This window comes from Segatella oris, assembly GCF_900637655.1.
Taxonomy (GTDB): Bacteria; Bacteroidota; Bacteroidia; order Bacteroidales; family Bacteroidaceae; genus Prevotella; species Prevotella oris.
This window is the reverse complement of the sequence record NZ_LR134384.1, coordinates 1,327,856-1,354,218: the sequence shown is the minus strand read 5'-3', so window position 1 is coordinate 1,354,218 and position 26,363 is coordinate 1,327,856. Positions and strand designations below refer to the sequence as shown.

The following is a 26,363-nucleotide window of genomic DNA, read 5'->3' as shown; positions in this document are numbered from 1 at the left end:
ATAAAACCCTTGCTCTTGCAGAGAGCTGAAAAAACTCCGAAGTCATTTTTTGAAAGGGAGAATCAATGTCTCAAATGCCAGTGATGTCGTGAAACACTAAAATCCAAAGAAAGAAATGAAAATGAAGAAAATTCGGAGCACACGCTCCAAAGAGAAGACAGAAAAGTGTATTTCGGTCAATTTCACACCGACGGAATACGCTCATTTTCTCACGATGAAAGAGGAAAGCGGTGTACCAAGTCTGTCACTATTCATCAAGGTAAGAATCTTTAATGAGATTTTTCGGGTGATAAAAGTGGATCGTTCCCTTGCTTGATTATTACCAGAAACTGACGACTTTGTACGGGCAATTCCGCAGTGTCGGAGTGAATTATAACCAAACAGTTGTCACTTTGAAGAGCAACTTTACCTAGAAAAAAGCCTTTGCGATGCTCGCTAAGTTGGAGAAAATGATGCTTGAATTGGCTATTATAACGTGAGTTCGATGAATTATAACAACAATGAAAAAGATTATATTATCAATGGTAGTAAGTCTCTTTATCAGTGGTTGTACAGCCAAAACTGAATTGAAGGCTACATTGGAAACTTCAATAGATAGTTTAGTAGGAAACTGGATATATTACCGATATGATGGGAGGCAATCTCACACTAATCAAACTTTTCATCTTATATTGAAAAAAACAAAACAAAATTCTGTTATCGGTTACTACTGTAGTGCATTGGAAAGTGGAAGTAGGATAGATTGCTCCACGGAAAATGTAAATAATATAAGAGGGATATTCAAAAATGATACACTTTATCTCTCTTTTTATGGTTTCTATGACGATCATGCAAGGGGAAAAGCAAAAATATATAAACAAAAAAATAGTGATGTTGTTTGGAAGTTAATGGAATGTAAGGGGGTATTTTACCTACCAGAGAAGGTCCTGTTAACACGCTATAATGCAGATAAATATAAAGCAGAAATTAAAGCTATTGACTCTCTAAAAGAAAGGAAGATAGCTGCTGAAGGACAATCTGAAATAGATATGGAAGAAATCCTATTACCCTTTGATTTTAGCCAATTCCAGAAAGAACAAGAACGCTATGACATGGGAGAACAAGATGAAATGCCATACCATCCTATCAGTGTGAGGGGAAATAAAGAATTGGAGCAAATCTATAAAAGTCGATGGGACAATTCTTTGCCAAGCCTATTCTATCGCTTCCATACAGGAAAAAAGTATCAACTTGATATGATTTGTTATTATCTTGAGAATACTCCTTCACTAATCTACAGACTAATAACATCAGTTAATAAGAGCATAATAGATGAAGTAACAGTCTTCTCACAAGTCGGAGAAAATAGCAAAGATTGGAATGCTAATTCCTTTACAATATCTAAGAATCTTAATATAACTGTGTATAGGAATAGATTACGTAAAGGAAAAATTATAAAAAAAGATGTGGTTGATAGATATACTATTAATGATAAAGGAAAATTCACAAAACTATAGATCTTTAATTTTCTAAAGCTATATAAATTCTCTCTATGCGAGAAGCAGGACAGGTTGTTTATTCCAATCCCCTATTTAAATAAAGAGGATATCAAAAACGTGCAAAAGAAAGAACAGGAAAAAAGCGACACTCTTTAACACAATATTCTAAGAATACATTTGTTAACGGTGTGTAGTTTAAATTAGTAAATGGATAGTCTTCGGTGACAAATAGTTTACAAAGAACTATGAAAAACACCGAGGGGTGCCCAGCGGCGGGGGCTCGCAGCCCCCGAGAGCGAAACAGAAGATTACGATTAAACATATATTAAACAAAGGGGAGACCACGGCCTCCCCAAGATTAATTAATTTTGTATTATGAAGTTCCATCAATTAACCTCGGAGCAAAGATACACAATTTCTGTCTTACTCCAAAAAGAAATGTCCAAGAAAGCAATTGCAGAAGCAATAGGCGTCCACAGAAGTACAGTATACCGTGAGATAGAGCGTAACTCTTCTGAATATACGGGTAAATACACCTATACGGTTGCCGTCAGGAGAGCAAGAAGGAGCAAGCGATGCTATCAGAGACCTCGCAAGATGACTCCTGAGATGTGGCGGAATATCAGTAAATATCTAAGGATGGGCTGGTCTGCACAGCAGATATGCGGGCGTATGAAGACACTTGGAAGGAAGTGTGTGTCTCACACGACCATATACAAGTACATCTGGCGGGACCTTAATGATGGTGGAGACATCTATAGGTTCTGTCGTTTCCAGTTCAAATACAGGAACCACTGGCTTAAAAGAGACCAAAAGTCACTCTCTGGGAATCGGAAAAGCATAGACGAACGTCCTGCCTGTGCTGACGGAAAGCGGTTCGGAGACTGGGAGATGGATCTGATCATCGGCCCGGGAAACTCATCGGCATTAACCATGGTGGAGAGAAGTACCAACCTTGGGATTATCAGAAAGTTGGCTAAATACAAGACGGCCCGGGAGGTTTCCAAGGCCGTAACAGAGGCTTTGAGACCCATAAAGGATGCTGTACATACCATAACTACAGACAACGGACCGGAGGTTATGCAGTATGAGGACATTGAAAAATCTTTAGGATGCAGCGTATATTATGCACATCCACACTGCCCCTGGCAGAAGGGAGCTGTAGAAAATCTGAATATGTTAATCAGGCAGTATATCGATAAAAAATGTAATATAAACAAACTCTCAACGCAGTATATTGCCGCAATAGAAGCAAAATTAAATGACAGACCCAGGAAGAAACTTAACTTTAGGACACCGAAATTTGTTTTTTACAAAAAACTTAAGTAAATTCGCATTTGGTAGTTGAAACTACCCTGCGTTAAAAAATAAAGTTTTCAACTCTCATCGCTGCCATTGACAGCTATAGGTAAAATCATTGCTCTGCAAATCATCCCTTTCCAACATGCTAAACGTAGAATGTTGCCATAAAAGATGATGCAAATTGACGAATAAAGAAAATATGATGATTTTAATATTCATTTCATCTTCTTTTGTGAGGAATAATAAAAAATATTGTAAATTTGTAGATGATAATTGATTTTTTTAATCTAATCGAAAGAAATATGACACTATCAAAGCAAGACCTAAAACAGTTAGCTTCACGTGGTATCAGTGAGAAGCAAGTGGAAAAACAGTTGAAACAGATAGCAGAAGGCTTTCCCTTTCTGCGCCTTGAAGCTGCAGCGTCTGTCGGGAATGGCATAGTTGCGCCCTCAAATGAGGAACGTGACGCTTTCATTCAACAATGGAAGCAATATAAAGAGCGTCCGCATAAGATTGTAAAATTCGTTCCTGCCAGCGGTGCAGCCAGCAGAATGTTCAAGAATATATTTGCTTTTCTCTCCTCACCTTATGAAGTTCCGACCACAGATTTTGAGAAGACATTCTTTGCCGAGATAGAACATTTCGCTTTCAAAGATGCTTTGAACGAGGCATGTAAAGCCAACCAAGGCAAAGATATTGTTGACTTGATTGCAGAAGGACGCTATAAGGATATCGTTGCCAATCTATTGCAACCGGCCGGATTAAATTATGGCAGCCTTCCAAAGGGCCTGCTGTTATTCCACAACTATGAGGATGGCCCACGCACTCCAATGGAAGAGCACCTTGTGGAAGCGGCACTCTATGCCAGCTGTAACGGTGAGGCCAATGTTCATTTCACTGTAAGTCATGACCATTTGGCTTTGTTCAAGGCTAAGGTTAAAGAGAAGGCAGACCATCTTGCAAAGAAGTTCGGAGTGTCATACAATATCAGTTTTTCCGAACAAAAGCCAAGTACGGATACGATTGCAGCCAATACGGACAATACTCCTTTCAGAAATGCAGACCAAAGTATGCTTTTCCGCCCCGGCGGACATGGTGCATTGATAGAAAATCTCAATGAGATTAACGCTGACATCGTGTTTATCAAGAATATCGACAACGTCGTACCTGACAGGCTCAAACCGTCGACCGTGACTTATAAGCAACTGCTTGCCGGCATACTCGTGGACATACAGCAGAAGATTTTCAACTATCTTGCATTGCTCGACGCAGGGAAATGCAGTCATGAAGAGCTTGAAGAAATCAAACGTTTCGTGCAGAATGACTTATGCTGCAGAAAGCCCGACATTGACAAACTGACTGATGCAGAATTAGCAAAATACCTTAGAACAAAACTTAATCGCCCTATCCGCGTGTGTGGTGTCGTGAAGAATGTAGGCGAACCTGGCGGTGGACCTTTCCTTACTTATAATCAGGACGGCACTGTGAGCCTACAGATTTTAGAGAGCAGTCAGATTGATACCGCCAACGAAGAATATATGAAGATGTTCAGAAATGGCACACACTTCAATCCCGTCGACTTGGTTTGTGCTATCAAAGACTATCAGGGACATGCTTTCCATTTACCAGATTACATAGATCATTCAACAGGTTTCATCAGCAACAAGAGCAAGGACGGACGCGAACTGAAAGCGCTTGAACTGCCAGGTCTGTGGAATGGTGCTATGAGCGACTGGAACACAATATTCGTAGAAGTACCTCTTGAAACGTTCAATCCCGTCAAGACCGTGAACGATCTTCTGAGGGAACAACATCAATAAACATGGAGAAATTCGAATTTACAAAATCAGAACTCGAAGAAACAACGGAGATTCTCAATCATCTTCGTGATATTATAGGTGAGACTTTGAAGAGCGATGACGAACAGCAACTGCGTGAACAGTTGACAACAGCTATCGTTGAGGGACACATACAGCGTGACATTTTCGGACTTAACCCCATACTCCAGGCTTTACGCACGGCACAGATTGCCGTAGACGAGATTGGCCTGAAACGCGATGGCGTGCTTGCCACCATGCTCTTTACACTTGTCCTCAATGGTCATCTGACCCTTGAGGACACAGAAACAAAATTCGGAACCAGCGTAGCTCACATTATTCATGGTCTGGTTAAAATCCATAACCTCTACAAGAAGAACCCCATCATAGAGAGTGAGAACTTCAGAAACCTGCTGATATCATTCTCTGAAGACATGCGTGTCATTCTGATTATGATTGCAGACAGAGTGAATCTCATGCGTCAAATCCGTGATACGGAAGCGAAAGAGGCCCAAAAGGAAGTGAGCGAAGAGGCAAGTTATCTCTATGCTCCACTCGCTCACAAACTTGGTTTGTATAAACTGAAGAGTGAATTAGAAGATTTAAGCCTCAAATACCTTGAGCATGATGCCTACTATATGATTAAGGATTCGCTGAATGCGACCAAGACTTCCCGCGATGCTTATATCAAACGGTTTATCGGGCCAATAGAGGAACAGCTAAGAAATGCAGGCCTGAAGTTCCACATGAAGGGACGAACGAAGAGCATTCACTCTATCTGGCAGAAGATGAAGAAACAGAAATGCAAGTTTGAAGGCATCTACGACCTCTTTGCCATTCGCATCATCTTGGACTCTCCCTTAGAGAAAGAGAAGATGCAATGTTGGCAGGTCTACTCTATCATCACAGACATGTACCAACCCAACCCCAAGCGCTTGCGCGATTGGCTCAGCGTACCGAAGAGCAATGGCTACGAGAGTCTGCATATCACTGTACTTGGGCCAGAGAACAAATGGGTTGAAGTGCAAATCCGTACTGAGCGCATGGACGAAATTGCCGAACACGGACTGGCAGCTCATTGGCGGTATAAAGGCATCAAAAGTGAAGGCAGCATTGACGAATGGTTGGCCAATATACGGTCTGCCTTGGAAAATAATGATGACCTTCAACTGATGGATCAGTTCAAAATGGACCTCTATGAAGACGAAGTCTATGTGTTTACACCAAAGGGAGATTTATTGAAATTCCCCAAGGGTGCAACCATTTTAGACTTTGCTTACTATATCCATTCCAATATTGGCAACACATGTACCGGTGGGAAAATCAATGGAAAGGCTGTCAGTTTCAGGGAAAAGCTGCATTCTGGTGACACGGTTGAAATTCTGACACAGAGCAACCAAAAGCCTAAACGCGACTGGCTCAACATTGTGAAAAGTTCAAAAGCAAAAGCAAAAATCCGTCTTGCACTGAAAGAAACGCAGGCTAAGGATGGACTTTATGCCAAAGAACTTCTTGAAAGAAGATTCAAGAATAAGAAGATTGAGATAGAAGAAAGCCTGATGTCGCATATCATCAAGAAATTAGGATATAAGGAAACGTCAGACTTCTATAAAGATATTGCTGATGAAAAACTGGATGCCAACACGGTTATTGAACGCTATATAGAAGTTCGCGACCATGACAGTGGCACCCGACAAGCAGAGAGTGCAGAGAACTTTGAATACAAGAATCCAAACGAGAAATTTGCCTATAAGGAAGATGATGTACTGGTGATTGACCGTAACCTGAAAGGTATTGACTATAAACTGGCACAATGCTGTCATCCTATCTATGGCGACGATGTTTTCGGTTTCGTAACAGTCAGCGGGGGGATTACTATCCATCGCAACACTTGCCCTAATGCCCCAGAACTCCGCAAGCGCTTCGGCTACCGCATTGTGAAAGCTAAATGGAGTGGAAAAGGAAGCTGTCAGTATGCCATTACATTACGCATCATTGGCAATGATGACATCGGAATTGTCAGCAATATCACCAATATCATCTCTAAAGAGGATAAACTTACCATGCGATCTATCAATATTGACTCACACGATGGGTTGTTCAGTGGTAACGTAGTATTGATGATTGAAGACAACAGCAAACTCAATCAACTTATCAAAAAACTGAAAACGGTAAAAGGAGTCAAACAGATTATAAGAATTTAGATTATAAACAAAGTGATAAGGAAAATCTTCTTGGCATTGTTCTTCATAGTATCAGTGCATTTGAATGCTGCTGTTTGCTATACGAAAGCAGACAGCATCAAAGTCATGAAGCTGTTGGAACAGGGGAAAAAACTTTCGAAAGACAAAAATATTATACTTTTCTATGCCCGGCAATTGATTGGTGTTCCATATGTTGCACAGACATTAGAAGTGAACAAACAGGAGCAGCTGATTGTTAATCTACGGCAATTGGACTGTACTACTTACGTAGAAAACGTACTCGCACTCACACTATGCACAGAAAACAAGAAGCTACCGACATTTGCAGACTTCTGTTATTATCTCCGAATGCTTAGATACGAAGGAGGAAAAGTGGATTACCCTACCCGTCTGCACTACTTTACAGCGTGGATTTCTGACAACACAAAACTTGGCTTCGTTCATGAAATTCAAGCGAACAGTGCACCATTCACAAAAGTACAGACGTTGGATGTGGACTATATGAGCCAGCATATTGACAATTATCCTATGCTGAAAGCACACCCGGAATGGATACAGGCAATTTCTAAAATGGAACAACAGCTGACCGGGAAGAAGTTTCACTATATACCCAAAGCGCAGATAGCCAATACCAGTCTCTATCGTAAGACCATAAAAGATGGAGACATCATTGCCATTATCACGTCTAAGAAAGGGCTTGATACCAGCCATATTGGGATTGCGGTATGGCACAAAGACGGTCTGCATATGCTCAATGCAAGCCAAATCAGGCATAAGGTTGTCGAAGAACCGATGCCCTTACGCACCTATATGTCAAAGCATCCTATGCAGATTGGCATACGCATCGTTAGGATTGGAAAGAACAAATAAGTGAACTACTTCTTCTTTCCAAAGTTGAAACCGATATAGAAGTTCACACTTCCAAATACACTGTTGGTAGAGAATTCACGCTCATGATAATTATAAGTATGGAAGATTGAACTCATCCCGGCAAACCATTTTGAATTGTTATAAACAACACCAAAGCGGGCAATACCATCAATAGTAAACTTATTGAAGCGAAAGAAATTCTGCTGTTTCTCGGCCTCACTGATCGTGTGTAAATAGGCAAGAGAAGCCGAAAGAGACACATCAAAGAGCCAATGGCGGGCAAAAACCCAGTTGTATCCATAGCCCCCCATGACAGAATAGTTATCATATTTGACACGACTGACAGATATGCCGGCACTGTCTAACCTCGCTTTGTCAAGCCCTTCAACCGGTCCCAAATGCTTGGTCACCACATCATAGAGAGCCTCCCAATCCATAGAAAGCTTCTGATGCGTATAACCTATGCCCAGAATAGGCGAACCAGCACTCTTTATCTGACAAGTACTCTGACTGAAAGCTGCCGGATATGAGAATTTCTTATGATTAGTAATGTAGTACAAGTTGAACCCACGTATATCAGCATGTAAGCCGGCAAAGTTCACTCCCTTTAACGAACTGACATCAATTTTCTGGTTATCATTAAGGTCTATCTTCCTGATATGATAGTCATCACCCGTTGTTCTATAGAAAAGATCAATCCCTAACTGATTACTGTAAAGGCTGAGATCAATTCCCTTTCGTTTATTCCTGCTTGACAGATGGGTTACGTCCAACGTGTAACCCAAGAATATCCAACGCCAACCGAAATACGGCCCAATCTTGTAACTTGGGTCTGGAGCTAAATCCACACTTTGATGCAGACTGTTCGCAATACGATACATTTCGTAGGTATTGGTATTCTGAAGCATGACTGCATAATTATATTTCTGAGGTTCAATATAGGCTGTATCAATCCGAGAGAAGTCCTTTGCTATGCTGTAAAGCTTATCGAGGAAACGGTTCTTAAGATGATATCCACCTGCAAAGGACAGTATCGAAAAACATAGAAAAATGGTAATAGCAGATAATTTCCTTATGTCCATTACATCATTAGAATTTACCTAATATCCTATCCATTACCCAATTCACGGGAGTCGCACTGACCGAAGTACATGTGCAGGCACCAAATCCCTGCAAATCCTCTATCACCGACTTGATAATCGGCAACTGAACATAAGGAGGATTAGGCACAACGATATTGCTTGTTCCCTCACTTGTAACAAGTCTGATAGGGTCATAGTTGTACACGGAGAATGAAAGTGACCCTTTCTCACCAATGATTTCAATACAATCCTCCCTTGCACTCTGATGTCCGACAAAGCACCAGGAAGCGCTTCCCGGCAGTCCACTTTCAAAAAGAAAACACGCACTGATTGTATCTTCGGCCTTATACAGATGGGCACGATTGGCACAATAACCATGTGCACGGGTGATTACACCAAACAGTTCCTGCAGGATATCCAACTGATGTGGGGCAAGATCGTAGAAATAACCGCCTCCGGCAATATCCGGCTGCAGTCGCCAAGGAAGCTTCTCTGTGCTTTGATAGTCTAAATCACGCGGTGGAACGGAGAAACGTATCTGTACATTGGTCACGTTGCCTATAACATTTTGAGAGAGAATATTCCTCACTTCCTGAAAATAAGGAAGGTAACGACGATAATAAGCAACGAAACATGGCACGCCTGTCTGCTCACTGATACGGTTAATCCGGGCACAGTCCTCATAGCTTGCTGCCAAGGGTTTCTCCACATAAACAGGCTTGCCAGCCTTCATTGCCATGATAGCAAACGTGGCATGGCTTGACGGAGGTGTCGCAATATAAATGGCATTGACATCAGGGTCATCAATAAGTTCCTGTGCATCAGTATACCATTTACGAATATGATGACGTTCAGCATAGGAACGGGCCTTAGCCTCACTGCGACTCATCACGGCCTCGACATGTGAACCTTCGACCTCATCAAAGGCCGGACCGGATTTCTTTTCCGTCACTTCTCCACAACCGATAAATCCCCAACTGATCAGCTTCATATTATCCTTGTTTTACCTGCAAAGATAATATTTTTTACTATCTTTGCAAATAAAAAACTGATAATAATATGGAAATCAAGAAGTCTGAATTCGTCATTTCAGCCCCAACAGTGAGCAAATGTCCAAAGGATGACAAACCCGAATATGCTTTTATCGGGCGTTCAAACGTTGGAAAATCGAGCCTTATCAATATGCTCTGCAACCATAAAGGATTGGCCAAGACCTCCGCAACTCCAGGGAAAACACTTCTGATTAATCATTTCATCATCAACAATGAATGGTATCTTGTTGATCTTCCAGGTTATGGCTTTGCCAAACGTTCAAAGACTGTACAGCAGAAATTGGAACAGATGATTGCATCCTATATCCTGCAACGCAAGCAGCTTATCAACGTATTTGTATTGATAGATATAAGGCATGAACAGCAGAAAATAGACCGTGAGTTTATTGATTGGCTCGGAGAAAGCAATGTTCCTTTCACCATTGTGTTTACAAAAGCAGACAAATTAGGCCCGGGAAAAGCTAAACAGAATGCACAGAAATGGTTGGAACAACTGAAGGACAGATGGGAAACGCTCCCACCTTACTATATTACTTCTTCAGAGAAAAAGCTGGGGCGCGAAGAACTCCTTGCCTATATTGACGAAATAAACAAATCGCTATAATGGCACAGATACCCTATCTTGACGTTCAGGAACTGACGAAACATTTTGGCGCCCAGGTTCTCTTTGACCGTATTTCCTTTTCAATTGCCGAGGGACAAAAGGTCGGACTCGTTGCACAAAACGGTACCGGGAAGTCCACACTGCTCTCTATTCTCACGGGGAAAGAAAGCAAGGACGGTGGCGCCTGCATCTACCGCAATGACCTGCGCATCGGTTATCTCGAGCAATGTCCTAAGTTTGATATGGGAGAGAGCGTGCTTGATGCCTGCTTCAATCATGAAGGAAGTCCTGAAAAGATATTGAAAGCCAAGCAGGTTCTTACGCAGTTGAAGATTACAGACCTGCAAAAGCCCATGGGACAGCTTAGCGGTGGGCAACAAAAACGCGTGGCCTTGGCCAATGTTCTCATTACAGAACCCGACTTCATCATTTTGGATGAGCCTACCAACCACCTTGACTTAGAGATGATAGAATGGCTTGAAGGCTATCTGAACCGTGGAAATAAAACTTTGTTGATGGTGACCCACGACCGTTTCTTCCTTGATCGAGTATGCAATATCATTCTTGAACTCGACAATCAAACCATATATACCTATCGAGGCAACTACAGTTACTATCTTGAAAAAAGGCAGGAACGAATTGACAACACAAGAGCAGAGATTGCCCGTGCAAACAACCTTTATCGTAAAGAGCTTGACTGGATGAGGCGCATGCCGCAGGCACGTGGTCATAAGGCACGCTACAGAGAAGAGGCTTTCTATGACTTGGAGGCCAAAGCCAAGCAACGTATCGAAGAACGGCAACTGCGTTTGAAAGCCAACAATGTCTATATTGGCTCTAAAATCTTTGAATGTCAGTATGTCAGCAAAGCCTGGAGCCCGGAAAATGTCATTCTGAAGGACTTCTACTATAACTTTGCCCGCTTCGAGAAAATGGGCATCGTAGGCAATAACGGAACAGGAAAATCAACCTTCATTAAAATGCTGTTGGGTTTGGTAAAGCCCGACAGTGGCAAGTTTGATATTGGTGAAACCGTTCGATTTGGTTATTTCTCACAGGAAGGATTAAAGTTTGACGAACAACAGAAAGTCATTGATGTTATCACGGAAATTGCTGACTATATAGACTTAGGGGGTGGCCGACACATGACGGCAAGCCAGTTCCTGCAATATTTTATGTTCACTCCTGAGCAACAACACAACTATGTTTACAAGCTCAGCGGCGGCGAACGACGCAAGCTCTACCTTTGTACGGTTCTGATGAAAAACCCTAATTTCCTTGTATTAGACGAGCCGACCAACGACCTTGACATTCAAACCTTACAGGTATTAGAGGAATATCTGCAGGATTTTCCTGGCTGTGTAATCATTGTCAGCCATGACCGCTACTTCATGGACAAAGTCATCGACCACCTGTTGGTGTTCAAGGGAAATGGTCAGATAGCCGATTTCCCAGGCAACTATACGCAGTATCGCGAGTGGTCACAGCTGAAATCAAAGGAAGAAGCAGAGAAAAACAGCAAGACAAAAGAGGTGAAAGCCAAAGTCAACTATCATCATGACGACCGCAAAAAGATGACTTTCAAGGAAAAGCGAGAGTTTGAACAGTTGGAAAAAGAAATCGAACAGTTGGAAAACGAATGCAAGAAAATAGAAGAAGATTTATGCTCCGGCGCTTTATCCGTAGACGAACTGACAGAGAAAAGCAAACAACTCCCTGCATTGAGAGAGCTGTTAGATGAGAAAAGCATGCGGTGGTTGGAACTTTCCGAACTTGCGTAAACAAGACAGACGCTTAGTGATGAAGAACAACTATCTACAGAAACAGAAGATGAGAAAACAGACGTGATTTGACAATGTCAAATGCCCTGAGGTGTAACCTAATTCAGATTGCCATGCAACTTGATGCAAGTTACAATCAATTTTGACTCAAATTACACGGTAAAATGACTCAAATTGCGTTGTAATTCGATACAAATTACAACACCATGTAATGGACCTTATTTTATCATATCCCGAACATGAGTATTATCTTCTTATTTCAATGATGTGCATAAGCACCTAAATCGGGCACAGTATTGCGTCTTTTTCCATCCCTATCAATAGAGGGAACCGTTGTTTTATCGGCCTTACCGATAGCAAAAGCCTGCTTACTGAGATGAAAATCATAGTCTTGACGATTGCCATTAACTTTCAGAAAGAGTTTCGCTCCCATAGAAACCGTGTCTGTAGGAACTTCGTATATGACATTAGTATAGTTCACACTATCAGCCGACTGAGTTTTAGAGGCACGCAACAAACAATGTGCAAAACGATAAGCTGACGTAGAAAGCCTGCTCAAGGATACTTCAACCTGCTCACTTGCATAGCCCGTAACAATGCTGTTTCTTACCATAAAATTCACCAAAGCATGTTTGGCGGCAATGTGTAGGGCTACACCTCGATTACTGTCGAAAGGATAAAACTGCGCCAATGTGCAAGCATTCAAAGCCACATCTCCCCCATCAACAACCAAACAGTTGCCCAATGTATTTGTCAGTTGCGTATTAACCAGTGTTGCTTTACTATTGGTCAATCGCACACCGTCACCTTGACAATTATGCACTGTGACCTGTTCAAGTCTCAATTTCTCACGATTAACATCACTGCTGTCACAAACTATCCCGTCAAAACAACCATGGATTTCAGCATGACTCAACTGATTTTGATAGGAAGGACTATGAAAATGCAATCCCTGCCACTGCCCACTAACACGGTCATAAGGTAGATAGTCAAACATCTTATCCAATCGACTACCACGCATTAGCACTTCTTTCCCCGCCTCTCCAACAAGCACCAACCGACCGAAAACATCCACACCTGCCGAATGATTAAAGTAAATCGTTGTACCTGCCTTTACAGTTAATGTAGCTCCTTCGTTCACCTTAATCCCCTTGGAAATTATAATTGGACGCGAGGGGCTGTCAATAACAGTGTCATGGCGTACATCCAAGAAATCAAAGTGCGTGGCATCCCATGCCCAGGCACGTAATTTCACCCGCTGCTCCACCCCACTTTCCAAAGTGAAAACAAGGTCTTCTGTGAATGCCTGCGGTGCAGTTACTCCAGTATTAGGAGCGGTAGCTTCAACATATACACGCAGACTATCACCATGATAAATGGGCATATCACTCGCCTGAAAGCCATTATTGCCATTCAAGGGAGTTCCATTCACATTAACCCGAAAGCCTGTTTGATTACCATGTGCCAACCGTATGTTAGCCAACCGCAATCCGGAGCGATTCAAATTATAAACCCAAAACTGATACGTTGAAGATGATGTAGTAGAAAAGAGCGTATCAAGACTGACCGTATCTGTTGAGAAAGTCAGCTTATCTGCCCTCGACAAAGAGAATGTCTCTTCATCATTGCAGGACGCTATTGCAAACAAAGCACCAAGAATAAAGATGCTTGATAAAAACCGTTTCATTATTGCTATAACGCAATTTATCGGTTTTTATTTTTCATATACCAGCGATGAGTGAAGAATTGATAATAGAGAAAAGCAAGGATTGCAAGTCCCAATGCTACAAACAAAGCCAATTGTTCCTGGCTATAAAGATAGCCCCAACCCACTGACAGGCCCAATGCAAGCCCCGATTCCCAAGCTAAGAAATAGCTGCTTTGAGAGGTTCCACGCTGACAGTGCTTGCTTAATTTAATGAAAAACAACTGAAAACGGGAAGCTATCAGGCTCACCCCAAACCCGATAAGTGCCGGTGCCAGAATATCAACAGACAATTGCCGACGTGTCAATAACAGCAACAAAGCCATTGAAGTAGCAAGAAGTCCGGTAATAGCTTCGCTCTTCAGATCGGCATTTACAAAGACAAACTTCTGAGCTAAGATAGCAAAGGCAAAACCGACTAACATCATTCCATAGAATGTCAGCGTATGAAAAATGGAAAGAAGAACACCTAACAGCATCGACACCAACATCAAATTGACAAACAGCCACTTGCCTTGTGGGAGGAAAAATCGGTCAAGACTATAAAGAGGAATATTGTCATCAGGTGCCTTAAAAGGGAATTTCACACCGTAAATCAATAAAACTGCCGCCAAACAAAGCAATACTGAAGCCACAATAAAACTATTGAAACCCAAAAATCTGCTGATGATTATTCCTGCAATGGGGCCAAGTGAGAGTGCAAGACGACCGAACCAAGAAGATGCATAGTTTGCTTCTGTGCGCCGAAATGACTCACACACATCTATAATCAGCGTACTTGAAAGTACCATTTGCACTAACCCAAACACAGCACCAAGCAAAAAACTCAGCATATTGACTGCCCAGAAAACATAAGAACTCTCCAATCTATGGAAGAATGTCATGGCATACAGACACACTATCATTATGAAAATACCGACTCTGCAAACTCTGTTGCGTCGGTATTTCTGAACAAAATAACTACAGAACCCACCCAAGAAAAACAATCCGACGGCATAGAAAGCAAAAGCGTATGACACTTGCCAATGCACAGTATGATGCACTTTCATCAACCATTTCGGTACAATGGGAAGCAACATATAAATTGCCATGCACAGAAAGAGATTAGCTAACGACAGCATCCAGAACTCCCGATGCCACAGATTAATATGTATTGGGGTGTTTTGAGTATCCATAAGTTCAATAGCTTTCGTCAATATTCGGGAAAGAACAAGCCTTCACGGTGTGAATATACTCCTGAACACCATCAGTCATACACTTACTCACATCCGCAAAATGACGCAGGAACTTTGGTTTGAAACCTTGTGTCATTCCCAAAGCGTCTGCATAAACCAATATCTGTCCATCTGTACCGCTACCCGCACCAATACCAATAGTTGCACAACTAACAGACTTTGTGACTTCTTCCGCAAGCTTTGCAGGCACTTTCTCAAGGGTAATCGCAAAACAACCGACAGCATCAAGCGTCCGCGCATCATTCAGAAGTTTCTCTGCTTCAGCTTCTTCTTTGGCGCGAAGACCATAACCACCAAACTTATGTACGCTCTGTGGCGTCAATCCCAAATGTCCCATTACAGGAATACCTGCATCGATAATGCCTCTTATGGTATCTGCAATTTCAATGCCACCCTCCATTTTCAAGGCGTCAACGCCTGTCTCTTTCATCATCCTGACAGCATTACGGACACCTTCTTCACGGCTCACCTGATAGCTTCCGAAAGGCATATCACAGACAACCAAACAATGCTTGCAAGCACGAGCCACAGCTCTTGCATGATAAATCATTTGATCTATGCTAATAGGAAGAGTGGTCTCATTGCCAGCCATGACGTTAGAAGCCGAGTCACCCACCAAAATTCCGTCAATGCCTGCAGCGTCAATAATGCCTGCAGTAGTATAATCATAGGCGGTAAGCATTGTGATTTTCTCACCAACCTGCTTTAATTCCACGAAGGTTTTCGATGTAATCTTTTTCTTGTCAATTGATAAATATCCCATGTCATTTTATTTTTCAGCATGCAAAAGTACATCAAAAACACGACATGTCAAAATATATATCAATCTAATTCGCCTGCCAACCAGTCATAGCTTTTGCCGACATAGTTGGGAATAACAATATCTGCATAAGGTTTAATCGCCTCTTTCGGATTGGTAGTTGACAGACCAACCGTGAACACTCCAGCCCCACGGACAGCTTTCAAGCCATTGAAACTATCTTCAAATCCTACACATTGCAACGGAGATAAGCCAAAACATTCAGCACCTTTCAAATAAGGAGCAGGATCAGGCTTACTCGCGGTGAAGTCTTCACTGGTTAAAATGCGGTCAAACAAACTCTTGAAAGAAGGCCTTTTCGCATAAACCGTGTTCATCTTAGCAACATTACTGCTCGTGACAACAGCCGTCTTCACACCATGATGACGCAGATCGGCAACAAAATCCAGAAAGCCATCAACATAATCAAAATGCATATTGGCTTCAAACTCGTTCAATCTTTCGGTTATCTTTACCTGTTCTTCCTTCACGTCAGCAAAATATTTCTCATAGATTTCAACGAGCGTTTGTCCCTTAATTTGATTTTCCAATCCGGGCTTTTCGGGATGATACAACCTGCATTGCGACCTCCAGAATTCCGTATACTGCGGTTCGGTGTTGAATATAACACCGTCCAAATCAAACAAAGCTGCCTTTACCTCTCTTTTCATTGCTATTTTATATATCTTACTAAAACATCATGAGACCTTGTTTCAAGGTATCTTATGCGGTCTCACAACACTTGCCACAGTCTTTGAAGTCTTAGAAACAACCTGCTTGTTTTTCACGACAAAGTCTTTCCAGCTGCTGTAATGTCGGGCATCAGTTTCGGGTCTTCCCATTTGCAGAAAATGGCAATAGGCTGCAGCAAGAGCATCCGTTGCATCCATAAATCTTGGCATGTCTTCTTCTTCAAGATGCAACACACGCTGCAACATGCCCGCCACCTGTTCCTTAGAAGCCTGCCCCTGCCCTGTGATTGCCATTTTAATCTTCAACGGAGCATATTCGTGAATGGGCACATCACGCCGTATTGCAGCAGCAATAGCTACCCCCTGTGCACGTCCGAGCTTCAGCATCGACTGTACATTTTTACCAAAGAACGGTGCCTCAATAGCCAACTCATCCGGAAGATAAGACTCAATAATGCCTGTTACACGTTCGAAAATATGTCCCAAACGCAAATAAGGATCATGCACCTTTCGTAAATCTATAACACCCATAGCCTCCATCTTCGCCTTGTTTCCATTCACACGAAGTACACCATAGCCCATAACATTCGTTCCAGGGTCAATACCTAAGATGATTTTTTCTGCTTTGTTCACCGCCATAAACTAACGGTCTAAATAGGGATTAGTGGCAAGTTCTGCGCCAATTGTTGTTTCCGGGCCATGTCCGGGATACACTCTGGTGTCATCAGGAAGCTGACATACAATGCGAAGACTCTGTATCATCTGGAACATTGAGCCTCCTTCAAAGTCTGTTCTCCCAATGGAACGCTGAAAAAGAGTATCGCCCGTGAAAGCAACATGCTCCTCTTCATCGTAGAAGAACACACTACCGTGAGAATGTCCCGGTGTTTCTATAATCGTAAACACATGTGAGCCAAAGGCAATTGTGTCCTTACCCGTGAGATATTTTCCTACCGACGGCAGATCTTCCTCAAGTTTCACACCCGCTATCTGAAGCGCCTGTTCCTTGAGTTTCAGCATCAAAGGCTTATCCCCTTCATGCACTTCAACCTTCAAGCCATACTCCTTATAAACCATTCCGTTGCCGAAATTGTGATCTATATGACCATGCGTGGCAAGAAGATGCACCGGTTTCAACCCTTCAAAATGAATATAATCTTTGATTGCAGCTAAGTCTTCTTCATAGAAAGCACCGCAATCAATGATGACACATTCATCAGTTTCATCACTCACAACATAGCAGTTTTCCTGCAACATGTTGCACAAAAAGCGTTTTATCTTTAACATAATCAGCCTATTGGGACATAAATAAGTTTCTTGTCTTCACGAAACCATTCCTCGTCGAAAAAATCTGCTAACGGAGTCACTTCTACAATGTTCTTGAACGGTTTGAGTTCTTCTTGCAAGTCTCCACCTTTCAGACACAGCAGACCATTAGGCAAAGCATTCCGCTGTTCCTTACGGATGTTCTTGCGGATAATCTTCATCAAATCGGGCAACTGCATTACAGCACGACTCACGATGAAATCATATTTTCCTTTCTCCTCCTCTCCACGACGATGCAAGGCCTCGACATTCGTCAGTCCAATTGCCTGTGCAATCTCGGTGGCTACACGTATTTTCTTACCCGTTCCGTCAATCAACCGAAACCTACATTGTGGGAACATGATGGCCAAAGGGATGCCGGGGAAACCGCCACCCGTGCCAAAATCGAGTATCTCCGTACCCTCCTTGAAGCGGATAGCCTTGGCAATTGCCAAGGAATGGAGCACATGATGCTCATACAAGTTGTTGATATCTTTACGCGAAATCACATTGATTTTACTGTTCCAGTCACGATAGAGTGCATCAAGCATTGCAAACTGTCGGGACTGCACTTCCGTAAGATGAGGGAAATATTTCGTAATGATGTCTGTCATTGTTTTTATTTAATAATACCCTGCAAAAATACGAATTTTCTCTGGAAGTATGTTGATATCGCTAATAAATATTCAAGAGGCAGAGAAAGTTTAAGCCCAATCAACATCTTCATCTGCAATACTATAACCTAACATCATCGGCACATTGAAGTGCATATGCACGGAGAAAAACATGTCCGGACAAAGGGAACAAAATCTAACTTTCGAACTCCATTCTATTAAAATCAAGGCTATCAAATGATTTTACAAATACCCTTGTCAGATTTGCGTATTTGAAACGAGAGTCTTCCCTGCTCCAAATAACCGCTGTTTTCCAATAGTTTATAAGCTCCTAACAATCAACATGTTACTGAATTCAAGAGAAAAAGTGAAGTGAAATCATGTAAAAAACAGCCATAATTTGCATCAAATCACAGTGCAATATGCGCCATTTCATCGTGTACTTTGACTCAAATAGCCACGCGTTTTGCATCAAATTACACTGTAGTATGCCTCAAATTACACACTGCAGACTTTGAAATTGGAAGATTTAACCTATTTTCCTGCTTTTCTATTTCTATTTGGTGCAATTTTTTAGTCATAGATTTTGGCCAATAATCCTTACAAAACGAGAACTATTCTTGATACAGGAAGGCTTTTGGGAAAGCGTAAATGATGACGGGACTTGTAAACATCTTAGAGTTCATATGCATCAAAAGACTCAGCTTATCGTTTGAGTTTACAGCATACAGAAACCTTATCTCCCACTATAACAATAAGTCATCATCATCTGTCATCAATAGAGTTAAGAATGAATTCATTGGTTAGCAGACATAAAAAAGCAGTCCCGGAATCACTTCCAAGACTGCTATATTTTGTGATTTGAAATTTCATTGTTGAGTGATTGCTCACTCGGTGTTATCCACAATCTATGACTTTTACCTTAAACTAATACCTTTCAGAATCACAATCTTTAAACCTAATAACTAAAAACCTAAACAATCTATTAACCTTTTGTATGTGCAAAGTTAGGCAAGTTTCATGAATGCTCCAAATATCATGACGCATTTCATTGATTAAAAGCTACTTTCTTGATTTATATCAAAAATCTGTTTGCGTGCACAAACGCAACACATCTTCTGTCCAATCCTCCCCGTTCACAGCCAGAACAGTATGGATGCCTAAGCTATGGGCAGCCTCAACATTGCGTGGTCCATCATCAATGAACAGCACATCTTCGGCTTGTATCTTCTCCTTCTGAAGGATATATTCGAAGAAAACAGGTGAAGGCTTCAACGCTTTTATCTTATAACTGACGTAAAGTTCATCTAAATAAGACCGAATACTATTGCCTTTCCCATCAAAATCACAGCTGTCAATCCACGACATCATGAATGGATTGGTATTGCTGGCCAAGGCCAAACGAAAACCCATGTGACGTAAGCGAAGTAGCACATTGAGATTACGTTGCGGCAAAAAGGTGGCATAACCCAACCACGCCAGCCTGCAGTCATCCCATGAAAGCGATTTCCCGACTTTGTCAGAAAGCTGTGCAACAAATTCTTTATCACTAATCTTTCCTTCTTCAAGTGCACCAAAAAGGCCCGTCTGGGTGTACATACTCAGTTGATGTTCAGCATCTTTCAGACCTAAACTTCCAAAGCGTCTCACCGCTTCATGGCGGTCACTGGTATAGATGACGCCACCTAAATCAAATAAAATCAAACGTATTTTCATGACTTCGAGTTTTGAGCTATCTTGAACAAAACACCTGTTGGGCAAATAAAGCGACAGTAAGGGCGTGGTATAAAGATTGACAATGCAAGCACTACGACTGCCAAAACCAACACAACGACCGATGCACTTTGCAGGATAAAGGCTGCAAACACCTCATAATCCATCCATTGGAAGCCAACGCCTAACAGCATTAACATCGTAAGTGTGGCCCATAATATTTCGCGAAAGCGTCCCAACTGCTTGGCTGTTTCCTGGCTCATTCTCAACTTTTTATGCTTATTGACCTTTCCTGCCAACTCCTGAAGTGCTCCACAAGGACACACATTCGTACAATAATAGTACTTTTTACCAAACAAAGGATAAACAAATGCCGTTATCAACATAATGACAGGGATAAGCGAAGTCCATAGATTTACACCACTTGACATATAGCCAACCATGAGGGAATAAGATATAAACGTGCCACACCAAAAGCCCAATACGGCCACATTCAGTATCTGCTGTATCGTTCGATAGGTCTTTTTACGATAGAACAAAGGAACAACAGCCGCTAAAAGTACGACTATCAAACCCGCAACAGTCTTGGTATTAAGATCCATTTTTTCAAAGAAACTCTTCTCATGCACATTCTTTGCAGCATATTGAAGGCCACGTTCCACATTACCGATAATCCCACGCGATGAGAATGTTGCACCACTAATGGCATCGACTTTCAGTTGCTGTGCCTCGTCAACGGATTTTCTATTCCACGCTGTCAGCAATTTACTTGCCTGTTCAAAGAACTCTGGTGTTTCATGATTCTTCAGTGCCTTGATTTTCAAAATCTTACCATCCTTTAAGTAAATCTCTAATGGAACGGTTCCTCCAAATCCCGTCACATCTTTTGCAAGAGAAGCCGTATTGATAACTGTCACATTATCCTTTGTGTGATACATTGTATCAACAGCTATATTCTTTGCTATTGAATCACCTGGCATTACACGCATTTTATGCCCCAAAATCTGCCCATCACGCACAACAGCTATAACGGCCATTACTACGAAACAGATAACAAAAGAGACTAATTGTTTTATCTTCTTATTCTTTATTTCCACGACAACTAATATATTAATGAGCCGCAAAATTACAAATTAAATAGATTTTTCTGCCTCATTCTTACCCGCTTTTAATATATATTAGTATCTTTGCTTTCATGAACGAAATAAAGATTAAAAGGGTTTATGATGCTGCCGATGAACACGACGGCTATCGCATTTTGGCTGACAGATTGTGGCCAAGAGGAATTGCAAAAGTAAAAGCTGACATTGATCTTTGGGAGAAAAATATTGCTCCTTCAGCAGAATTAAGGAAATGGTTCGGCCATATCCCTGAGAATTTCCCTACTTTCACAGAACGCTACATCACAGAACTTGAGGCGAACCCAGAGACAAATGTATTCATTGAGCTTTGCCGAAAACAACTCAAAGAGAGCAATGTAACTATTCTGTTCGGCGCCAAAGATGAAGTCCACAACCAAGCTGTTGTATTGCGAGATTACATCAATAGGCAGTTAAAAACAGAATAAGGTAATCAACATGGATGCTTACTTCAAGTATTACCCCACGAAAGACGGCGACAGGTATCAAACACTTGTCGCCCCCTTTAAATTTGAGAGTGTAAAGTAAACAGTGGCAGGCTACAATAAGAAACAGTTTTATACAGTTTATTTTTTATGGACAACAACGAAATTAATTACAAGAGAGCTGTGGAACAGCTTCGTAACGGAGAGCTATTATTTGGTAAGGATGGTGCTTTGCACCAATGTTGGAACGCATTTTGAATGCTGCCCTTGAAGGTGAGATGAATGTCCATTTCTCTCTTGAAGAACGCTCAAAAGGCAATCGCCGTAATGGTAAGATACCTAAGCAAGTGCAGACACGTTATGGTGAGGTCACAGTAGAAACTCCTCGTGACCGTGACGGTTCCTTTGAACCTCAGACCGTCAAAAAGCGTGAAACGATCCTTGCAGAAGGTATGGCGGATCAAATTATAGACATGTTATCACAACAATTAGCAATAAAATTTGGAGAACGTTTTGAAATCATGTAACTTTGCCTCGGAAGAAAGGTTTCTCATCTGGCCAACACGATTAAAAATCGTATTATCCAAAATGAGGTGAAATATGAAGGATTAGAGCCTTGATACAGTTGAAATTACACAACCGTTACATGGCAACATATAGGCAAATAGCTTATCGGAATGTTTTGGAAAAGGGCTTCAAAAACAGCAACGTATGAACATCTCTATACTAGCAAGTTCTGCTACCACCCTATAAGCATTTTCATTATTTTTATATAAGTCTTAGGTAAAAAAAGACCACTCAAAAAGAGCCAATTAGACTTTCTTGAGTGGTCTTTTCCTATTATCATGCAATTATTCTATTACTACAGGTCGAATTGACTGACCATATCGGCAGTTATCTCCATTATCAGCATTAACGCCATCACAATCTATACCCAACATGCGTGCATAGTCTTTACTGTCTTCAAAGAGAATAGATGCCGAGTAATATCCACCATAACCTGCATATTTCACTCCCTTTGTGTCATCATATCGAGAGCCCGCGAAAGGCAGAAATAGGCCTTTTGAGAGATCATCTTGCGTCAGTTGTATAGGGCGAGTAATGGTTCTTGCAAAGTCACCTTCACCTGGTTCGGTTACTAAATAACCATATATCCTGTCATTGTTTTCCACAACTACATAGCCAAGCTGCCACTTCCCGCGCTGTGCTAAGTTGTAAATCTCGTCATAAGATGGTAAGCGATACTTTCCTTTTGTAGCCCAATAAGCAATGTCACCAAAGGCTGCTTGGCTGAAATCAGTGGTTTCGTGCAGGAACTTATCATCTGTATACATCTTCCCAGCAATATTTGTTTTTGTTGTGTTTCCATACACATCTTTCGAATAGGTGAGTGCATTCTTACCGCAAACACCAAAGTTGAAGTGGTCTATCTGGTCATCAGCCTGTATCTTCTCAAACTTATAAGCCTCTGATGAGCTTCTATGAAATCCATAACGAGGATTAAAATAATCCCACTGATGGTCGGCTAACTTCCATGTTCCTTTGTCATATTGTAGGTTTCCCGTTGCCCATTTCACTCCAAATAGCGTTACATGCTTTGGAATTTGTTGCGAACTTTCATCTGCTTCAAAAGAAATCTCTTGGATATCATCAGCAGATAGTTTCACGAGTTCACCTCCCTTTTTTACAATTTTCATCTGATAAGTTTGTGCAGACAAGGTTACAAAGGTGAAAGCGAAAACAATTGAGAGTAGATACTTCTTCATTTTTATTATTGTTTTAAGTTGTAATTCTGTGTAATATATTGATACTTACATCATTTATTAACGGCTATCTTGAGATTACCATTTGGTGTGCATACCATGTATACGCCTGCTGGATAGGACGAAAGGCTGATGTCGAGCAAACCATCTGATAAAGCCTGTGTCTTAAAAACCAATCGCCCACCGATTGTTACCACACTAACTGGTGCTCCAGCAAGGAGTCCTCGCAAGCGAATATGCCCCTCATCGTAATCTGCCTGCAGTTTATCCACACGGCGTTGGGACGGTGTAGAAATACCATCGGTAAGACTTTTCTCACTAAAACTGTAATGAACGATGTCCGATAAAGCCACGGTAATGTTTCGTTTTTCTGTCGAAGCGGTCATGCTTCCGCTAGCAAAAGTGATTTTGGGTGTGTCAGAAAGTGCAAACTCTGTCTTCGTTCCGTTCCGGAGTTCTATGCAAAAGAACTTCACAGGCCCTGCTGCTTTCGCTCCCAAGGGCATGACTAAGCATCCGAACAGAAATAATTTGATTAGATTACTTTTCATTGTTGATTGAATTTTATGTTTCTTTTCATTGTTTATATGCTTGATAGCTGCATTGTAAATCACCTGATAACTTATCATTACAAGAGTAAGTTGGATTGCAAACTAAATGATGTTGCCGTTGTCAATGATGATTAGATATTCGCGATTTACTTGTGCATCGTATAGGTGACACTCACTTGTTGATAGCCATTTGCCGCCTCAAAGTCCCATGGAAACACAAATGTCATCGTCCCTTTCGTAAAATCTACATGACCTTTTGGCGTCACCCAATCAGAAGGAGTGTTATTATATGTGTCGCGACTTATATCACTTATACCAAGCCAACGTTGGGGATCAATCGAGCCACCGGCTAAAAGAAACTCGTCGGTAATTTGATAACCCACAATCTTTCCATTCTCTTTCACATATACCAAAGTTCCTTTGTCACGTAGTTCCTTAACCCTTTCCCATGCTGAAAAGTAATAAACAAAGGGTAAAGCGGATATCATCTCGTCGTAGTGGTTAGAACGTTGAACCACAAACTCCACCTCACCTGAGGACGGAATGAGCTTAATATCGTCGAGGCTCATGCTGAATTGTTCCTTTGTTGCATCGTAATTAATAGCCTGCACTATCGCACTGCCATAAGGTTGCTGCAAAAAGAACTCATGATCTTCCACGGTTTTAGCTTTCAACACATCGTAAAAGAATGACGTTAGCCCCATAGGATTGTCCACAATCTTTAGTATCGGCGCATCGGCTGTTGCCTTCTCACTGAGCGTGATGATGCTGAACCCCTTAAAAGAAGCCTTGGATTGCCCCTTGAAAAATTCCTCTTTATCTTTGGTGTTAAATAAAACTGTGACCTCAACAGGCACCTTGCCTAATAGAGAAGTGAGGTCAAAACCAAACTTTTCTTTATATCCTGCAATGAGTTGCAGCTGTTCAGGCGTCAAAACGGGGATGTCGGCATCAGGTGTAACCACGATTTTCACCCCTTCATCTGCAGCTTTCATTCGTGGGTCTGATGTATTTCCGATGGTTATACTCAGCGTCTTTGGTACTGAAAGCGCATGCTTAGCATTGGATATCACTTTCACAGTAGCCTCCTTTTGCTTTGCCTTAAAATGCAAAACATTATGGTCTAAGTGCACGATGTCGTCTTCATTGCCCTCCAAAGTCAACTCTATGGTCTCGTCTTTTGTGGGAGCAAAGGCTATCAACACATTGAGTGTAACGCCCTCTGCATCATCTTCAGACATAAAGGCATTGCCAACCACAGAAAGGGCTATGCCATTTGACATCTGCACATCATTCTCGTTATTGTTTCTACAGGCCACTACCAAGAAGAAAATAACAATCAACGGGAAGATTGTTCTCATGAATTTCATTTCTATTATCTGTTAAATTATACTTTATTTTTTATGCATTCTGATGATGTCTTTAAAGCTTCAGCTATGTTTTCCCATAACCCTCGCAACATACACTACAAGAGATTGATGATTAAAAGATCTGAGATCTTTATCCAAAACGAAAGATAAGATTCTCTTTACAACAACTTCTCTTCTCCTCTTTACTCATAAGTATAAATCATCTCAATGCATTTTTCCATCTCAAAGATGATATTGGCAACACTCAAAGTCCAAAAGATCGTGGTTGTTTGATCAGAAACAAACTGTAAGATTCGTTTATGGATGCAAAATTATAAAGAACCAATTGATCTGGCAATACTCAATAATAGTGATATTTAATGATACTTAAAATAATATAAAAAAGGCGTTTTGCCACGAAACATTCAATTCACTCACCAAGGCAAAGTGTCGTTTCTGCACATAAATTCTTTGTAAAGAACCCACTAAACACTATTAAATCATGCTACAATCTTTATGAAATAACCGCATAATTCGTATCAAATGACCATGTAATTTGCCTTGAATCGAAAGCCCAACACAATTGATAATGAAAACGATACAGCATAAAAACACACAGTAGCAGACATTGTGGCATAGCGTCATCTGATTTAAATGTAACCATGATATTCGTTGAAGGTTCTGCTTGAATGCATAAATCCGTTAGACCAAACATACCACACTATAATGTTAAATAACTTTAACCAATTTACAAATATCCTTTCCAGGAATTGCTCATTCCTATGAAAAGCCGTACCTTTGCACCCGTTTCGAGCGTATGCTCTTTATTAGAGATACGCTACATTCACATAAAGTCTAACTTTATTAAATTAAATTTTTT

22 protein-coding genes and 2 pseudogenes are annotated in these 26,363 nt (G+C 41.3%); 10 read left to right on the top strand and 14 right to left on the bottom strand.

Going from position 1 to position 26,363, the window contains the following annotated elements; genetic code table 11:
* Window positions 1-115 precede the first annotated feature (115 nt).
* The 6 genes and pseudogenes from EL210_RS05490 (at window position 116) to EL210_RS05465 (ending at window position 7,674) form a co-directional block, all read left to right on the top strand.
* A pseudogene (locus tag EL210_RS05490) lies at window positions 116-479 on the top strand (plasmid mobilization protein).
* A gap of 21 nt (window positions 480-500) precedes the next feature.
* Window positions 501-1,496, top strand: coding sequence for a hypothetical protein (locus EL210_RS05485; RefSeq protein WP_018920851.1), 996 nt, complete (start codon window positions 501-503; stop codon window positions 1,494-1,496).
* Window positions 1,497-1,853: 357 nt separating this feature from the next.
* A complete protein-coding gene (locus EL210_RS05480; protein ID WP_126370210.1) occupies window positions 1,854-2,807 on the top strand; it encodes an IS30 family transposase in 954 nt (317 codons plus the stop codon).
* Window positions 2,808-3,082: 275 nt separating this feature from the next.
* Window positions 3,083-4,603 carry a DUF4301 family protein gene (locus EL210_RS05475; protein WP_018920717.1) on the top strand — a complete coding sequence of 507 codons (1,521 nt, stop codon included), beginning with the start codon at window positions 3,083-3,085 and terminating at the stop codon, window positions 4,601-4,603.
* 2 nt (window positions 4,604-4,605) lie between these two features.
* Window positions 4,606-6,804, top strand: coding sequence for a RelA/SpoT family protein (locus tag EL210_RS05470; RefSeq protein WP_018920718.1), 2,199 nt, complete (start codon window positions 4,606-4,608; stop codon window positions 6,802-6,804).
* Window positions 6,805-6,816: 12 nt separating this feature from the next.
* On the top strand, window positions 6,817-7,674 hold the full coding sequence (locus tag EL210_RS05465) for an N-acetylmuramoyl-L-alanine amidase-like domain-containing protein (RefSeq protein ID WP_026285976.1): 858 nt from the start codon (window positions 6,817-6,819) through the stop codon (window positions 7,672-7,674).
* A gap of 5 nt (window positions 7,675-7,679) precedes the next feature.
* Here EL210_RS05465 and EL210_RS05460 read toward each other — a convergent pair whose 3' ends face one another.
* Window positions 7,680-8,756 (bottom strand): DUF4421 domain-containing protein, encoded by a 1,077-nt coding sequence (locus EL210_RS05460; protein WP_018920720.1) that lies wholly within the window; start codon window positions 8,754-8,756, stop codon window positions 7,680-7,682.
* A 7-nt stretch (window positions 8,757-8,763) separates the two neighbouring features.
* On the bottom strand, window positions 8,764-9,747 hold the full coding sequence (locus tag EL210_RS05455) for a Gfo/Idh/MocA family protein (RefSeq protein WP_004374150.1): 984 nt from the start codon (window positions 9,745-9,747) through the stop codon (window positions 8,764-8,766).
* A gap of 68 nt (window positions 9,748-9,815) precedes the next feature.
* On the opposite strand from EL210_RS05455, the gene yihA reads away from it, so the two are divergent.
* A complete protein-coding gene (gene yihA, locus EL210_RS05450) occupies window positions 9,816-10,412 on the top strand; it encodes a ribosome biogenesis GTP-binding protein YihA/YsxC (protein WP_004374149.1) in 597 nt (198 codons plus the stop codon).
* The gene (locus tag EL210_RS05445) at window positions 10,412-12,193 is read left to right on the top strand and encodes an ABC-F family ATP-binding cassette domain-containing protein (RefSeq protein ID WP_018920721.1); all 1,782 of its coding nucleotides are present in this window, start codon (window positions 10,412-10,414) and stop codon (window positions 12,191-12,193) included. Before yihA ends, EL210_RS05445 begins: the two co-directional genes overlap by 1 nt.
* Before the next feature lie 259 nt (window positions 12,194-12,452).
* On the opposite strand, the gene EL210_RS05440 is transcribed toward EL210_RS05445, so the two are convergent.
* From EL210_RS05440 to EL210_RS05400, 9 genes are all read right to left on the bottom strand, one after another.
* On the bottom strand, window positions 12,453-13,880 hold the full coding sequence (locus EL210_RS05440) for a hypothetical protein (protein WP_018920722.1): 1,428 nt from the start codon (window positions 13,878-13,880) through the stop codon (window positions 12,453-12,455).
* A 17-nt stretch (window positions 13,881-13,897) separates the two neighbouring features.
* Entirely contained in the window at window positions 13,898-15,073 is a 1,176-nt protein-coding gene (locus EL210_RS05435) for an MFS transporter (protein WP_025879645.1), read from the bottom strand.
* A gap of 4 nt (window positions 15,074-15,077) precedes the next feature.
* Window positions 15,078-15,896, bottom strand: coding sequence for a 3-methyl-2-oxobutanoate hydroxymethyltransferase (gene panB, locus EL210_RS05430; protein ID WP_018920724.1), 819 nt, complete (start codon window positions 15,894-15,896; stop codon window positions 15,078-15,080).
* A gap of 59 nt (window positions 15,897-15,955) precedes the next feature.
* The gene (locus tag EL210_RS05425; protein ID WP_018920725.1) at window positions 15,956-16,603 is read right to left on the bottom strand and encodes an HAD family hydrolase; all 648 of its coding nucleotides are present in this window, start codon (window positions 16,601-16,603) and stop codon (window positions 15,956-15,958) included.
* A 42-nt stretch (window positions 16,604-16,645) separates the two neighbouring features.
* Window positions 16,646-17,263: a crossover junction endodeoxyribonuclease RuvC gene (gene ruvC / locus EL210_RS05420; RefSeq protein ID WP_018920726.1), complete on the bottom strand. Its 618-nt coding sequence runs from the start codon at window positions 17,261-17,263 to the stop codon at window positions 16,646-16,648.
* A gap of 3 nt (window positions 17,264-17,266) precedes the next feature.
* Complete coding sequence (locus EL210_RS05415; protein WP_025879644.1) at window positions 17,267-17,911, bottom strand: MBL fold metallo-hydrolase; 645 nt, start codon at window positions 17,909-17,911, stop codon at window positions 17,267-17,269.
* 2 nt (window positions 17,912-17,913) lie between these two features.
* Window positions 17,914-18,543 carry a 16S rRNA (guanine(527)-N(7))-methyltransferase RsmG gene (gene rsmG, locus EL210_RS05410; RefSeq protein WP_018920728.1) on the bottom strand — a complete coding sequence of 210 codons (630 nt, stop codon included), beginning with the start codon at window positions 18,541-18,543 and terminating at the stop codon, window positions 17,914-17,916.
* A gap of 1,080 nt (window positions 18,544-19,623) precedes the next feature.
* On the bottom strand, window positions 19,624-20,259 hold the full coding sequence (locus tag EL210_RS05405; RefSeq protein WP_018920729.1) for an HAD family hydrolase: 636 nt from the start codon (window positions 20,257-20,259) through the stop codon (window positions 19,624-19,626).
* Complete coding sequence (locus EL210_RS05400; RefSeq protein ID WP_026285977.1) at window positions 20,256-21,353, bottom strand: 4Fe-4S binding protein; 1,098 nt, start codon at window positions 21,351-21,353, stop codon at window positions 20,256-20,258. The genes EL210_RS05405 and EL210_RS05400 overlap by 4 nt, the downstream gene beginning before the upstream one ends.
* A 98-nt stretch (window positions 21,354-21,451) precedes the next feature.
* Between EL210_RS05400 and EL210_RS05395 the strand changes: the two genes are divergently transcribed.
* Window positions 21,452-21,823 carry a DUF488 domain-containing protein gene (locus EL210_RS05395; protein ID WP_018920731.1) on the top strand — a complete coding sequence of 124 codons (372 nt, stop codon included), beginning with the start codon at window positions 21,452-21,454 and terminating at the stop codon, window positions 21,821-21,823.
* Between the two features lie 147 nt (window positions 21,824-21,970).
* Window positions 21,971-22,296: pseudogene (locus EL210_RS05390) on the top strand (transposase); the annotation flags it as partial.
* A gap of 375 nt (window positions 22,297-22,671) precedes the next feature.
* On the opposite strand, the gene EL210_RS05385 reads toward EL210_RS05390, so the two are convergent.
* The 3 genes from EL210_RS05385 to EL210_RS05375 all read right to left on the bottom strand — a co-directional run bounded on the left by EL210_RS05385 (window position 22,672) and on the right by EL210_RS05375 (window position 25,504).
* Entirely contained in the window at window positions 22,672-23,586 is a 915-nt protein-coding gene (locus EL210_RS05385; RefSeq protein ID WP_025879642.1) for a hypothetical protein, read from the bottom strand.
* A 50-nt stretch (window positions 23,587-23,636) separates the two neighbouring features.
* Entirely contained in the window at window positions 23,637-24,134 is a 498-nt protein-coding gene (locus EL210_RS05380) for a T9SS C-terminal target domain-containing protein (RefSeq protein WP_232000442.1), read from the bottom strand.
* 146 nt (window positions 24,135-24,280) lie between these two features.
* Window positions 24,281-25,504: a DUF4929 family protein gene (locus EL210_RS05375; RefSeq protein ID WP_018920735.1), complete on the bottom strand. Its 1,224-nt coding sequence runs from the start codon at window positions 25,502-25,504 to the stop codon at window positions 24,281-24,283.
* Window positions 25,505-26,363: the final 859 nt, after the last annotated feature.

Coding starts and splice junctions, on each gene's coding strand:
- EL210_RS05475 (WP_018920717.1), top strand. CDS start 3,083: ATGACACTATCAAAGCAAGACCTAAAACAGTTAGCTTCACGTGGTATC.
- panB (WP_018920724.1), bottom strand. CDS start 15,896: ATGGGATATTTATCAATTGACAAGAAAAAGATTACATCGAAAACCTTC.
- EL210_RS05480 (WP_126370210.1), top strand. CDS start 1,854: ATGAAGTTCCATCAATTAACCTCGGAGCAAAGATACACAATTTCTGTC.
- EL210_RS05375 (WP_018920735.1), bottom strand. CDS start 25,504: ATGAAATTCATGAGAACAATCTTCCCGTTGATTGTTATTTTCTTCTTG.
- rsmG (WP_018920728.1), bottom strand. CDS start 18,543: ATGACAGACATCATTACGAAATATTTCCCTCATCTTACGGAAGTGCAG.
- EL210_RS05455 (WP_004374150.1), bottom strand. CDS start 9,747: ATGAAGCTGATCAGTTGGGGATTTATCGGTTGTGGAGAAGTGACGGAA.
- EL210_RS05415 (WP_025879644.1), bottom strand. CDS start 17,911: ATGTTAAAGATAAAACGCTTTTTGTGCAACATGTTGCAGGAAAACTGC.
- EL210_RS05470 (WP_018920718.1), top strand. CDS start 4,606: ATGGAGAAATTCGAATTTACAAAATCAGAACTCGAAGAAACAACGGAG.
- EL210_RS05425 (WP_018920725.1), bottom strand. CDS start 16,603: ATGAAAAGAGAGGTAAAGGCAGCTTTGTTTGATTTGGACGGTGTTATA.
- EL210_RS05445 (WP_018920721.1), top strand. CDS start 10,412: ATGGCACAGATACCCTATCTTGACGTTCAGGAACTGACGAAACATTTT.
- EL210_RS05405 (WP_018920729.1), bottom strand. CDS start 20,259: ATGAAAATACGTTTGATTTTATTTGATTTAGGTGGCGTCATCTATACC.
- EL210_RS05385 (WP_025879642.1), bottom strand. CDS start 23,586: ATGAAGAAGTATCTACTCTCAATTGTTTTCGCTTTCACCTTTGTAACC.
- EL210_RS05380 (WP_232000442.1), bottom strand. CDS start 24,134: ATGAAAAGTAATCTAATCAAATTATTTCTGTTCGGATGCTTAGTCATG.
- EL210_RS05460 (WP_018920720.1), bottom strand. CDS start 8,756: ATGGACATAAGGAAATTATCTGCTATTACCATTTTTCTATGTTTTTCG.
- EL210_RS05440 (WP_018920722.1), bottom strand. CDS start 13,880: ATGAAACGGTTTTTATCAAGCATCTTTATTCTTGGTGCTTTGTTTGCA.
- EL210_RS05485 (WP_018920851.1), top strand. CDS start 501: ATGAAAAAGATTATATTATCAATGGTAGTAAGTCTCTTTATCAGTGGT.
- ruvC (WP_018920726.1), bottom strand. CDS start 17,263: ATGGCGGTGAACAAAGCAGAAAAAATCATCTTAGGTATTGACCCTGGA.
- EL210_RS05395 (WP_018920731.1), top strand. CDS start 21,452: ATGAACGAAATAAAGATTAAAAGGGTTTATGATGCTGCCGATGAACAC.
- yihA (WP_004374149.1), top strand. CDS start 9,816: ATGGAAATCAAGAAGTCTGAATTCGTCATTTCAGCCCCAACAGTGAGC.
- EL210_RS05435 (WP_025879645.1), bottom strand. CDS start 15,073: ATGGATACTCAAAACACCCCAATACATATTAATCTGTGGCATCGGGAG.